Origin of the sequence: Pseudomonas sp. Irchel 3A5, from assembly GCF_900187575.1 — a bacterium.
GTDB lineage: Bacteria > Pseudomonadota > Gammaproteobacteria > Pseudomonadales > Pseudomonadaceae > Aquipseudomonas > Aquipseudomonas folii.
This window is the reverse complement of the sequence record NZ_FYDU01000010.1, coordinates 157,704-169,523: the sequence shown is the minus strand read 5'-3', so window position 1 is coordinate 169,523 and position 11,820 is coordinate 157,704. Positions and strand designations below refer to the sequence as shown.

The following is an 11,820-nucleotide window of genomic DNA, read 5'->3' as shown; positions in this document are numbered from 1 at the left end:
GGTCCTGCCAGGGTATTGCTTCTCACTGGAGAAACCATCATGACCACCCCGTTTACCTCCACAACATTGCTCACGTCCAACGCTCCGCTGATCAACAGCCAGCGCCTCTGGCAATCATTGATGGATCTTGCGCAGATCGGCGCTACGGCCAAGGGCGGCGTCTGTCGCCTCGCGCTGACCGACCTTGATCGGCAGGCCCGGGATCTGTTCGTCAAATGGTGCGAGGAGGCAGGCTGTACGGTGAGCGTTGATGCGATCGGCAATATCTTTGCCCGGCGTCCCGGACGCAATCCAGAGCGTGCACCGGTGATGACCGGCAGCCATATCGACACTCAGCCTACGGGCGGCAAGTTCGACGGTTGTTTTGGGGTAATGGCCGGACTGGAAGTGATCCGCACCCTCAACGATCTAGGGCTGGAAACCGATGCGCCTGTGGAAGTCGTGGTCTGGACCAACGAAGAAGGCTCGCGCTTCCCGCCATGCATGATGGGCTCGGGTGTGTTCGCCGGCCAATTGAATCTGGCCGAGACCCTGGCCAAACAGGACGAGCAAGGCCTGGTGGTCGGCGAGGAACTGCAGCGTATTGGTTACGCGGGGAGCAGGGCGGTGCTCGGCCATCCGGTGGGTGCTTACTTCGAAGCCCACATTGAACAAGGCCCCATTCTTGAGGATCAGGAAAAAACCATCGGCGTGGTCATGGGCTGTCTTGGGCAGAAATGGTTCGATCTGACCCTGACCGGCGTGGAAGCCCACGCAGGACCGACGCCCATGTCGCTGCGCAAAGATGCTCTGGTCGGGGCGGCGCAGGTCGTGAGTGCGGTCAATCGCATTGCTTTGCAGAGTCAGCCGCATGCCTGTGGCACCGTCGGGTGTCTGAGCATCCATCCGGGCTCACGTAACGTGATCCCCGGCGAAGTGAAGATGACCATCGATTTCCGTCACCTTCAGGCTGACAAACTTCAGGCAATGGTTGACGAGCTGCGGCAAGTGATCGAAAGCACCTGTACTCAACACGGCCTGAGCTATCAATTGACGCCCACTGCAGACTTTCCGCCGCTGGACTTCAACAGCCTGTGTGTCGACGCTGTCCGCCAGGGTGCTGCGCAATTGGGGCTTAGCCATATGGATATCGTCAGCGGTGCGGGGCACGATGCTATTTTTATCGCCGAACTAGGGCCAGCCGGGATGATATTCGTGCCGTGCGAAGGCGGCATCAGTCACAACGAAATCGAAAACGCGACACCCGAAGATCTGGCGGCTGGCTGCGCGGTGCTGCTGAGAGCGATGGTAATGTCGGCTCAATAATATGTTGGATAGGCCAGAAACCGACATCGCTGGCGCTCGAAGAACGGACAATAATCCGTAACTTTGTTGCAGTAACTTATAAACAAGCGAATATATCGGTTCGCGATAATCGTTATAACAGTAACTTCAAATGAGGGTATTCGATCAATTCAAACGCGAGGTAACGAAGATCAGGCGTAAAGTCGCCAGTGCAATGGCTTCGGCCTCGCCCTTGATGTTTTCGAGCTGGGTATGCCTGCCATCGGCCTTGCCCGATTCACCGCTGCTGTCAGCCAGCCGACTGATTTGATACAAGTCTGTGGTGATCCCGTGCAGATTGGTTTGCAGGCGTTCGATCAGGCTGTCCAGCCGATCAGTGCCGTTCAAGCCATCGCGCACGGGCAGATCCGCGGACTGTTCGTTGACTTCCGACTCATCTTTAACGAGGGGCAGACGAAGGCCTGTCACGACATAGGCCACATCGACTCCGCCCTTGGCGATTCGGGACAGATAATCGGCTCTGGGGTATCGCAAGCCATTTTCGTAGTTACCCTGCGCATTTGTTTCAACACCGCCAATCGAGCCCAGCGCGCTTTGTGACAGTTTAAGGCGCAGGCGTTCTTCTTTCAGACGTTGACCGATGTGAGTCATGGCGGCTTTCCGAGCAGTTATTCATCAGGATTGCCACGCGCTGGGCGCGGCAATTTGTCAGGGGTGAATATGACTCATCCAGATTTACAGCAAAGATAACGAAATCAATCGGATACGACAGTCTGGTGGTTTTGCTCCACCGAAAGAATGTTAACAATACAGCTAAATGGAACTCAAGTGGATCCAAAGGAGTGAATTAGTTGAACGATAGTTCCAATCAGATGTATCGGCAATAAGTATGCATCGCAATGGATGTCATAAGCAGCGGCCCACTGAGGGGGCCGCGAAGGGACGTTCAATGTATCAAGGGCAGCGTGTGCTGGTTTGCTGCGACCAGGTAGTCGCGGTTTTAGCGATGCCGTCCGCCAACCGTGATACTGCTCGTTGGTGAGCAATAACCAGATTTTCCATGCCTTGGCCTGCTGGTTCGCGAATGATGCTGCTGCAGGTCAGGCTTTGCCGCTTGGCATCGTTGTTACGCAACCCCAACGTCCAGACAACATCGATCAGGGCATATTGGTTTAGCACTGACTCAAAACGGCGTACATCCGTACGCAGTGACAGGACAGGTTGAGCTGCGTTCTTTGGCAGACCCGCCATGTCGCGACTGCCAAAGCGACGCTCCAACTGACCGGTCAGCGCATCATGGAATTCGTCACCCAACGGCGATCCCCAACGCTCGGCGTCCAAGATCGCGAGGCTGCCATTGCCCTGACGCACCACCAGCGGTGGCTGGTCGACCTGAACCGCCATCAGCACCGGGAGCATTTCGAACTGAAAGGGAGCAGGGCTGGCAACCGGCTGTGGATCCGTCCCCATGGGCGCGATAAGCGTGTAGTAATGGGTTGGCGTCGAGGAGCAGGCGCTCAGTCCCAGCGCGGCTGCCAAGGCTATGAACTTCAGACGCAAACTCATTGTTGTGGCTCCAGGTCGATGGCACGGGATGATGAAGGGGCCTTGTAAGAACCCGGCGCGGCGTCGCCAGTGCGGCCACGAAGCAATGCTTCAGGATGACGACTGAGGAAGTCGGTCAGCACGCGGACCGAGCGCGCCGTACGCTGCACTTCGTCCATGGCCTGGCCCAGTTGCTGACGTGCCGGAGAGTCTTCGGCCAGACTGTCGTTAGCAGTACCCAGAGTTTTCTGCGCCTGTTGCAGCGTGCCGCGCATTTCCGGCAAAACGGTGCCGTTGACGGTCTTCAGGGTTTTCTGCAATTCGCTCAGGCTACCGTTGAGATTCTTCGCCAGATCATCGAGGGGCAACTTACTGATTTTCTCGACGAAGGCTTGCAATTGCTCCTGCAGCTTGTCGAAGCTGCCCGGCACGGTAGGTATTTCCAGCGGGCGGTTTTTAGGATTGAACACAACCTTGGGCGCCTTGGGATCGAAATCCATCGCGATGTATAACTGACCCGTCAGCAAGTTGCCCGTCCGGATTTGCGCACGCAGGCCCCGCGCAACAAATGCTCCGAGGATGCGTGCCGATTGTTCGTCAACGTCGCCGCTGCCGCCCAGTTGCTGGAGTTTCTCTTGTGCAGCGCCAAGACGTTTTGGATAGATCACCGCGCCGACTACGCCTGGAAATGTCTGGGACGCCGGGTCGTAATCGAGGTCGACGGACACTACGCGGCCGATGTTCACCCCGAGAAATTCCACCGGCGCATTGACGGCAAGACCTCTGAGAGACTGGTTGAAGCGCAGGCGAATGTAGTTCGGCTCGCCATCGGGAGGGGCGAGGGCGGACGCCTGATCATCGAATATCTTGAATTCGGCATTTTCCTCTGCGGGTTTCGCATCCGGACTCCAGTTCGGTTCGCGGAAGGCGATCCCGCCTGACAAGATCGACGCCACGGACTGAGTATCGATTTTCAGGCCAGCAGTGCCCACGGTGACATCCACACCACTGGCATTCCAGAATCGGGTATCGGTGGAGATGTACTGATCATTGGGCGAATTGATAAAGATCTGTATATCGACGCCCTTGCCGTCCTTGGACAGTTCGTAAGAGACAACTTGTCCGACCTGAATGCGGCGATAGTAGACCGGAGAGCCTATGTCCAGAGAACCGAGGTCGTCGGTATGCAATTTGAAACGCTTGCCTTTTTCCCCGAAGGCCACAGGTGGGGGCGTTTCCAGCCCGGTGAAGTCGGACTTGGTTTTTTCTGACCTGCCAGCGTCTGCACCGATGAAGGCGCCGGACAATAGCGTATCAACGCCCGATACGCCTTGTGCGCCTATCCGCGGACGCACGACCCAGAAGTTGGTGTCTTCCCGGGTGAATGGCCCCGCCGTGTTGTTCAGCTCGATAGTTGCCAGAACATGAGTCCGGTCATCACTGAGTGAGATATCCGTGACCAGGCCGATCACCACGTTCTTGTATTTGACCTGAGTCTTGTTGGCGTCCAGCCCTTCCGCGGTCAGAAAGCTCACGGTGATTTTGGGGCCCAAAGACATCCAGTCATTGACGGCCATGGAAATCCCGATAAGCGCGGCCACAATCGGCACCAGCCAGACCAGCGAAACACGCAGGCGCCTGCGTTTGATATCCGGGCGGCTTGGGGCCGATGAAGAAGGGGGGAGGGTATTGTCAGACATCTTCAACCTCTGCGTCCCAGATAAGCCGGGGATCGAAACTCATGGCGGCAAACATCGTCATCACCACTACCAGACCAAAAAACAGAATGCCGATTCTGGGCTCGATGGTGCTGAGCTCATGAAACTGCACAAGGGCGGCCACCAAAGCCACCACCAATACGTCAAGCATCGACCAGTAGCCGATCAACTCGATGAAACGATACAACTTCGCCCGTTCCCGCATGGCCCACGTACTGCGACGCTGGCAGGTAATAAGCAGCAACCCGAGGACAAAGAATTTGATACTGGGCACCACCACGCTGGCGATGAAGATAAGCAGCGCGATATCCCACGAGCCACTTTTGAAAAACTCGATGACCCCACTCATGATGGTGTTCTGGCTGCTGTTGCCAAACATCGTGGTGTACATCACAGGAAGGGCGTTGGCCGGAATATAAAAGATGAGTCCGGCAATCAAAAAGGCCCATGTGCGAACGATACTGTTGGGTTTGCGGGCGTGAACCGGGGATTCACACCGCGGGCATTCGTGGGTGTTTTCCGGGCAAGCGTAGCCGCAGATGTGACAAAGCGTGAGGCCGTGCTCATGGGCGAAGGGGATGCCGTTCATTTACGTGGCACTCCCAATTCGGTCCACAGGCGACGAGTATGTTTACCCGCGATCAGAATGATCAGGACCATCAGCATGGCCATGGCCCACAAGCCGACCCCTGCATGCACATCGAGCATGCCCGACAGTTTAACGATGGCGACCAGAATTCCCAGCATGCAGACTTCCAGCATGCTCCACGGCCTCAGATGTTCCAGCGCCCGCATGCACATCTTGAAGCCTGGAGCCACATGGCCCTTTTGCGCATGGAGCAGTACCCAGAACAGGAGGATGATCTGCAGCATGGGCGCAAAAATGATCGACAGCCCGGCAACCAGCGCGATCAACGTAATGCGGCCCTGAGCCAGCGCCTCCACCGATGACCACAGCGTCACCTCATTACTCAGGCCCTTCATGCTGATGCTGATCACCGGGAACAGATTGGCAAAGACGAACAGCACTGCAGCGGCGATGGTCAATGCCAGTAATTGTTCAAGACTCAGGCGATGAGCCCGCGCCAGAACCGCACCGCAACGCGCGCAGGATGCGGTCTCGCCCTTTTCCAGGGGGACAGCCTCATACAGCGAGTCGCAATGTTCGCAAATGATCAGATCGTCAGAGGATGTGGTGTCAGCCAAGTTGGTGCTCATCTACGCCGCGGGCCGGGGAGGATAACGCAAGATACCAAAGGGCGAGAAGATACCTTTTTGACGCGCATATGGCTCCATTTATCAGCCGTTCCTTTTAATGGCATGAGAGATGGACCGCGAGCGCTGACTGACGTTCACGTGTCAATAAGCCATTATTTATGAATGGGCTTTCTCGATAACGACCGCGCCGATGTCTGGCCCCTCCAAGTATTGATCTGGAAGGGGTGGGTAGCTCAGATTACTGCAATGGTTGGCACGAACGACGCGGTCTCCAGACGTTTGAACTCCGCTACAAGAAAGTCACTGGCCGCCTCGGCGCTGAGCGGTCTGGCAAAGAAATAACCTTGCAAAAGGTGGCAGCCAAGGGCGCGCAATTGCTCGATCTGCTCCTCTGTTTCAACACCTTCGGCAACAATTTCGAGGCCTAGGTTTATCGCCAGCCCTATAGCCGTAGCGCAAATCTCCAGATCCTTGCCGCCTTTGCCGATATCGCGGACAAAGCTGCGATCAAGTTTGAAGGCGTGCACCGGCAAGACTCGCAGATAACCCAGCGATGAATAGCCCGTACCAAAATCGTCGATTGATAACCTGACGCCTAATCGGCGAAGGTCGCCGAGTCGCTCAATGGAGCGCTCGGGATCCTGCATGAGCACCGACTCCGTGATCTCCAGTTCCAGATGATGCCCCTGAAGGTTGCACCGCAGCAGCGCGTTGGTGACGGTCGATTCAAGCTCGCTGACCAGCAACTGCTGGACTGACAGATTGACCGCGACTTTAAGGTCGGTGAAACCCATTGCATGCCAGCGGGCGAGCTGCTCGCAGGCGGTTTCGATAACCCATGCACCCATGTCGGCAATGATTCCCATGGATTCTGCCACCTGGATGAATCGATCCGGCATGACCAGACCGTAATCCGGATGCTGCCAGCGGATCAGTGCTTCAAGGCATACAGTCCGCCCATCCGACGCCAGCACCTGGGGTTGGTAGCACAGAAAAAACTGCCCTTTCTCAAGAGCCATACCGAGCGCTGCCTCGAAATCGACCCTTTCCTGAATATTTTCCTTCATGGCGGGGTGATAGACCCGCAGGTTGCCCGGGCCGAAGCTCTTGGCCTCGTGCAACGCCAGTTCGGCAGCGCCGAGAATATCCTCGGGCTGGCAGGCATCATCCGGGAACACCGCGACCCCGGCACTGGAGGTTATTTTCAGTTGGCTGCCTGCAATGTCGAAGGATGACGCCAGGGCCTTGGACAGCTTTTCCTGCAACCGGTTAACGCCATTATCGTTCTTGACTCCGCTGGCACCTACCAACAATTGATCGGTGCCCACCCGTGCGATGAGGTCACTGTCACGCGTAGTGAGTTGCAGGCGTTGCGCGATCTTGACCAGCAACTGGTCGCCAGCCTTGTGTCCACGGGTGCCATTGATGATGCCCATCTGATCGAGCTCCAGCAGGAACACCACCAGCCGGGTTTGATGCTGTTTATTGACGGCAATCAAACTTTGCAGCCTGACCAGTGCTCCCGCACGATTGGGTAACTCGGTCAGGGCGTCATTGTGAAGGGCATGCTCGAAGCGCAGGTTAGCGATCCGATGGCTGTTGATCTCTTGTTCAAGCGCCCGATCAGTGCGCGCTTTCTCTTGTCTGCTTCTGGACACCTTTGCCTTGACCATCACTGAAAACCAGACCGCCAGAAACAGGAAACCAAACGCACCCAGGTAGGGCACCTTGACGACCCCGGCATCGGCCAGGCTGGTCAGCACGGTGGAAGTCAGTAACAGGACAATGGACGTCCAGATCACGATATTCGAGAACAACCCAGCCTGTTTTCTGATTCTGAGTGAGAACAGCGTGATCCACACCAGCAGCGTGAACGACAACAGGCGCATGATCTGATAAATGGCCGACGGCTCGCCGGAGAGGATGAACAGCTGTTCGCCCCAGGCAACCGTGCTCAAGCCCTCGGAGTGCAGGCTTTCGAATCGGTAACCCAAGGGCGCGGCAAGGTTATAGACGATGGCAAAAATGGCTACGCCAGCGACCAGCCATGAGGCTCTGTAAGCGTTCGGTCTGTTTTCCAGTGCAGCGATCAGGTAGCTGCTCAGCGGGACCAATAACAGCGAGAAAAAGTTGATCCATTTGTGGGCTGACAGTGCTGCCTGGACGGTCTGTGCCGAGTACTGAACGGCACAGGCGACCTGAAACAGGGCAAAGACCAGGCAGGTCGCCGAAAACATGACGCAGGCTCGCGTATAACCGCTGTTGCGGGCCAGCAACGCGGCATTGAACGCGCCCATGACCAATATTCCCGTGGAGATGAAATACAGAGCAAGGATTGGTGCGATCATTTCGTCCTCTGAATTGGATCGGCGCACCAGCAACGACAAAGTCGGGATGGAAGGCTGCGGGATGGGATCCGATCCCTAGGATAGCATCAAATAGCCATTACTTTGTTTTGCGTACTAAACAGAGTGAGAATTCAGCAGTCAGACCGCGTTTTCGTCCATCGCGAGCAAGCTCGGCTCCCACAGGACCTGTTCAGTCCCGTGGGATCGGCTTTACCCGGGAAAGCGGCCTCCCTGACGATACATTTTCAGTGACTGTCCCGGCCTTTTCCCGGCTGAAGCCGGTCCCACGTCGGTGTGTCCTGTGGGAGCCGAGCTTGCTCGCCACCCAGACGCCGCTGTCGTTCAGTCACACCGCGTTATCGTTTATCGCGAGCAAGCTCTGCTCCTACAGAACCTGTTCAGTCTCGTGGGACCGGCTTTAGCCGGGAAAGCGATATCCCTGACGACATATTTTCAGTGACTGTCCCGGCCTGTTCCCGGCCAGATCAAAGCTTCCCTGGCTTCGCGCGTTTCTGCAGGTAGCTCAGTAACGTTCTCGCCTCCTCAGGAATGTTGTGCTCGTCGAAAGAAATGCATATGGCATTGGTGTCGTCTTCGATAGTGATCTCATATTGCTTCTGATCCCGCACATGCTCTGAACCTGTGTCGGCGGATTTTTGTAGTCCGCGTTCCTCCATCAAACGCTTCACCTGTTCCACCAATGGCTGTTCAAGGTCAGCCATATTCACTTCGCAACTTTTGATTGCGCCGACAAAGCCACCGGATTGCACGTAGCACACTCTCATGATGGTGTTCCTCAGTATCAGACGTTGATGCCGACCTTTTTCCACGCAGCCTTGACGGCTTTTTTCGCTGCAGTGCCGTATTGTTTGCCGCTCGCGACCTGCACGCTGATCCTCGCACAGTCTGCGAACTGGCTGTTGCTATGCAGTTGCAGCAATGTTTCATACCAGATCCTGCCAGCCACTTCCCAGGCATTCCCGCCCAGAGCTTTGGCAGCCAGGACGAATGCCCGATTGGCGATGCCCGAGTTGATGTGCACGCCGCCGTTATCCTTGGGGCCGGTGTACAAGCCCACCATGCTGGCGGGTTGCGGGTCATCACCCAGATCCGGGTCGTTCACATACGCGGTGCCAGGGTGCTCCATATCGCGAATGCCGCGGCGGGTAGGGGCCGGTACCACCAGTTCTTTACCGATCACCCAACTCGACTCTTCAGCGCTTGTGCCTTCTTTCCACTGGCGAACCAGAATCCCGAACACGTCGGCAAAATGTTCGTTGAGTGCGCCTGACTGTCCCTGATAACTCAGGTTGCTGGTGAACGACTGTACGCCATGGGTCAGCTCATGGCCGATGACTTCCAGACTGCCGGTGAAGCGCTTGAACACCTCGCCGTCTCCATCACCGTAGGCCATTTGCTCGCCATTCCAGAATGCGTTGTTCATGGGCACGAACCCCCCCTGAAAATCCACCTCGGCGGCGTGCACGGAGGAAATCAACGTCATGCCGTTGTCATCAAGCGAATTGCGGCCAAACAGCTCGTTATAAAAGTCGTAAACATCGCCTGAACCATTGAAGGCTTCGTCCAGTGCGGCGTCGGCTGTGTCCGGCTGGCCTTCCGAGCGGCCAAGCGTGCCGGGCAGGGCGTTGGTCCCTTTGGCGTCGTACACCAGCCGATTCTTCTTACCGTCCGGCGACTTGCTTGCAAGCAAGGTCGGCATTGCTCGCGCGGAATTTCGAAAAGCCACAAAGGCTGAACCGCTGGCCAGATTGGTGATCGCCAGCGCTCTGACTCGGGCATGTGGTGACTGAGCCAGGTGCTCGAGAATGTAGGGGGGAATGATGCAATGCAGCGGATTTCGATGGCACATGCGTGAAACTCCCTGAGCAGTGTTACAAAACCGTAACGGACTCTTTTTGGGCAGCGCAGGTATCGACGATGTTCCGACCGTTCGCCGGAGAGCGCGGTTGAGCCACGATTGCCTCCGGAAAACAGCAACTCTAATCGTTAGAATTTGTTACTGATGCATCAGGCCTCGGAGGACGTGTGCCACGCGGGGCTGGCTGGCGGGTGTGCTCTGATCCATTCGTGGCTGCCAGAGAGCGACGAAGTGTCGCCAGCGTGAATGAACCGTTGTCGATAGCAGCAATGCTAAACTTGCGCCCACTTTTGAGAGGAGCAAGCAGACGTGCGCAATTTGGCAATGATGATAGCGGTGCTGGCACTGGCTGGCTGCGATGCCGACAAGTCGACTCCACCTGCGCCCAAGGTGCAGGCAACGGCTGCAGTGCAAGCCCCGCAGGCTGCCCCGCAATGGGAAATCCAGATCAATGCCAATGAGGCGCTGAGCGATATCAGCGCCTGGTTGCTTGAGCGCAGCTATCCACCTTATCTGGTGACGATCGATGGCAAGCAACAGTTGCTGATCGGGCCTTACCCAAGCCAGGAACGCGCCGAAGAAATCCGCACTGAATTGTTGGCCAAGATCGCCAAATCCCACCGCAAAGCTGCCCCGGTGGTCATTCAGCGAGTACCGTCCTGAAGGCTATTGAGCTGTCGCCGCGAATGTAGCAAGACACTGGGTCATCGCTGTGACACCCTCGGTTCACGCGTTTCGAATCATTCGATGCGTGAACCGGGAAGCGCTGTTATGGACGAAATCCAAAGATTGGGCGAGTTACTGAGCGCTAATCAACGTCATGAAGAACATAAGCACCAGCAGTTCCACACCGGCCTTGCGCAATGGCAGGCCAGCATTCTCAAGCTTTACGAACAGATCGAAACCTGGCTCAAGCCACTGACCGACAGTGGCCAGATCACGGTGGAGTTCGAACCGCACCTTGCACAGAGCAAAGGCTATCCCGACGAAAATTCACCGTTTCGCACTCAGCGCATGACGCTGACAATCGCCGGGCGGCAGGTTGCCCTGATTCCTGAGGCAATGGGTGCAAAAGGTCTGGTGTCGATTTCTGCCACAGGATTGAGTCTGCATGCTCAGGAGCAGGTGTCATTGAGCTGTGTGGATGCCACGCAGGGTGTGCAGTGGATGGAGAAAAAGCGCATCGGCGTGAAAGAGTCCGAAGCGGTGCCGTTTACGGCGGATCATTTTGCCAGGCAGTTGCAGGCGTTGGTGCCGGGGAGTTCGGTTTAGGTCCTGTGTATATCCGGTGTTGGGTGATGGCTCATATTGGTTGCGCTTTTACAGCGCCTCACTTTTTTGTAACCCATGTGGTTGATCCGTACATGCCCCTAGGTGCCTCGCTGTCGCTCGGCTTACCCGTAATCCGACATTGCTGCCGGCGTGGTTCAACGGGGCGCTTGAGATCAAAATCAAAAGCAGATCAAAAGCAGGGCCTGGATATACGCGGTCTCATGTGGGAGCGGTGCTTGCCCGCGATTCAGGCGCCGCGGTACGTCAGATATACCGCGGCGCCTGAATCGCGGGCAAGCCACGCTCCCACAAAGTCCGTGTTGGTCGGAGCTGAGGTAGCAAGTTCACACAATCAGGTCGGCTGTCAGGCCGCCGCGCTTTTGATTTTGATCTGAAGCGCCCCGTTAAACCACGCTGGCCGAACGCAGATTCTGAAGCGTGGGGCGCTCTTGAGTTGAAGAGTGGCAAGGATGCCGGGTTAGCCGCATCGGCCATGGATGGCCCATTGCGGCGGCCCACGGTTCAGGATCTGCGGGCGGGTACACTGAGCCTAAGC

Annotated in this window: 11 protein-coding genes; 3 read left to right on the top strand and 8 right to left on the bottom strand. The window is 56.6% G+C overall.

Translation table 11 applies throughout. The features are described 5' to 3' along the window. Nucleotides 1–39: 39 nt before the first annotated feature. Nucleotides 40–1,305, top strand: a complete 1,266-nt coding sequence (locus CKW31_RS18105; RefSeq protein WP_095098007.1) for a Zn-dependent hydrolase — start codon at nt 40–42, stop codon at nt 1,303–1,305. Between the two features lie 144 nt (nt 1,306–1,449). Here CKW31_RS18105 and CKW31_RS18100 read toward each other — a convergent pair whose 3' ends face one another. The 8 genes from CKW31_RS18100 to CKW31_RS18065 form a co-directional block, all read right to left on the bottom strand. Then, a complete protein-coding gene (locus CKW31_RS18100) occupies nt 1,450–1,935 on the bottom strand; it encodes a helix-turn-helix domain-containing protein (RefSeq protein ID WP_095098004.1) in 486 nt (161 codons plus the stop codon). Nucleotides 1,936–2,238: 303 nt separating this feature from the next. Continuing rightward, nucleotides 2,239–2,850 (bottom strand): membrane integrity-associated transporter subunit PqiC, encoded by a 612-nt coding sequence (locus CKW31_RS18095; RefSeq protein ID WP_095098001.1) that lies wholly within the window; start codon nt 2,848–2,850, stop codon nt 2,239–2,241. Beyond that, nucleotides 2,847–4,529: an intermembrane transport protein PqiB gene (locus CKW31_RS18090; protein WP_095097998.1), complete on the bottom strand. Its 1,683-nt coding sequence runs from the start codon at nt 4,527–4,529 to the stop codon at nt 2,847–2,849. The genes CKW31_RS18095 and CKW31_RS18090 overlap by 4 nt, the downstream gene beginning before the upstream one ends. After that, complete coding sequence (locus CKW31_RS18085; protein ID WP_095097995.1) at nt 4,522–5,136, bottom strand: paraquat-inducible protein A; 615 nt, start codon at nt 5,134–5,136, stop codon at nt 4,522–4,524. The genes CKW31_RS18090 and CKW31_RS18085 overlap by 8 nt, the downstream gene beginning before the upstream one ends. Beyond that, the gene (locus tag CKW31_RS18080; RefSeq protein ID WP_095097992.1) at nt 5,133–5,765 is read right to left on the bottom strand and encodes a paraquat-inducible protein A; all 633 of its coding nucleotides are present in this window, start codon (nt 5,763–5,765) and stop codon (nt 5,133–5,135) included. Before CKW31_RS18080 ends, CKW31_RS18085 begins: the two co-directional genes overlap by 4 nt. A gap of 233 nt (nt 5,766–5,998) precedes the next feature. Continuing rightward, nucleotides 5,999–8,113, bottom strand: coding sequence for a bifunctional diguanylate cyclase/phosphodiesterase (locus CKW31_RS18075; RefSeq protein ID WP_095097989.1), 2,115 nt, complete (start codon nt 8,111–8,113; stop codon nt 5,999–6,001). Nucleotides 8,114–8,598: 485 nt separating this feature from the next. Beyond that, nucleotides 8,599–8,898 carry a protealysin inhibitor emfourin gene (locus CKW31_RS18070; RefSeq protein WP_095097986.1) on the bottom strand — a complete coding sequence of 100 codons (300 nt, stop codon included), beginning with the start codon at nt 8,896–8,898 and terminating at the stop codon, nt 8,599–8,601. Nucleotides 8,899–8,915: 17 nt separating this feature from the next. After that, nucleotides 8,916–9,983 (bottom strand): M4 family metallopeptidase, encoded by a 1,068-nt coding sequence (locus CKW31_RS18065; RefSeq protein ID WP_095097983.1) that lies wholly within the window; start codon nt 9,981–9,983, stop codon nt 8,916–8,918. Between the two features lie 318 nt (nt 9,984–10,301). On the opposite strand from CKW31_RS18065, the gene CKW31_RS18060 reads away from it, so the two are divergent. After that, nucleotides 10,302–10,655, top strand: coding sequence for a hypothetical protein (locus CKW31_RS18060; protein WP_095097980.1), 354 nt, complete (start codon nt 10,302–10,304; stop codon nt 10,653–10,655). Between the two features lie 108 nt (nt 10,656–10,763). Further along, complete coding sequence (locus CKW31_RS18055) at nt 10,764–11,264, top strand: hypothetical protein (protein ID WP_095097977.1); 501 nt, start codon at nt 10,764–10,766, stop codon at nt 11,262–11,264. Nucleotides 11,265–11,820: the final 556 nt, after the last annotated feature.

Bases quoted from the DNA above. Each gene is read 5' to 3' on its own strand.
- CKW31_RS18105 (WP_095098007.1), top strand. From the start codon at position 40: ATGACCACCCCGTTTACCTCCACAACATTGCTCACGTCCAACGCTCCG.
- CKW31_RS18100 (WP_095098004.1), bottom strand. From the start codon at position 1,935: ATGACTCACATCGGTCAACGTCTGAAAGAAGAACGCCTGCGCCTTAAA.
- CKW31_RS18095 (WP_095098001.1), bottom strand. From the start codon at position 2,850: ATGAGTTTGCGTCTGAAGTTCATAGCCTTGGCAGCCGCGCTGGGACTG.
- CKW31_RS18090 (WP_095097998.1), bottom strand. From the start codon at position 4,529: ATGTCTGACAATACCCTCCCCCCTTCTTCATCGGCCCCAAGCCGCCCG.
- CKW31_RS18085 (WP_095097995.1), bottom strand. From the start codon at position 5,136: ATGAACGGCATCCCCTTCGCCCATGAGCACGGCCTCACGCTTTGTCAC.
- CKW31_RS18080 (WP_095097992.1), bottom strand. From the start codon at position 5,765: ATGAGCACCAACTTGGCTGACACCACATCCTCTGACGATCTGATCATT.
- CKW31_RS18075 (WP_095097989.1), bottom strand. From the start codon at position 8,113: ATGATCGCACCAATCCTTGCTCTGTATTTCATCTCCACGGGAATATTG.
- CKW31_RS18070 (WP_095097986.1), bottom strand. From the start codon at position 8,898: ATGAGAGTGTGCTACGTGCAATCCGGTGGCTTTGTCGGCGCAATCAAA.
- CKW31_RS18065 (WP_095097983.1), bottom strand. From the start codon at position 9,983: ATGTGCCATCGAAATCCGCTGCATTGCATCATTCCCCCCTACATTCTC.
- CKW31_RS18055 (WP_095097977.1), top strand. From the start codon at position 10,764: ATGGACGAAATCCAAAGATTGGGCGAGTTACTGAGCGCTAATCAACGT.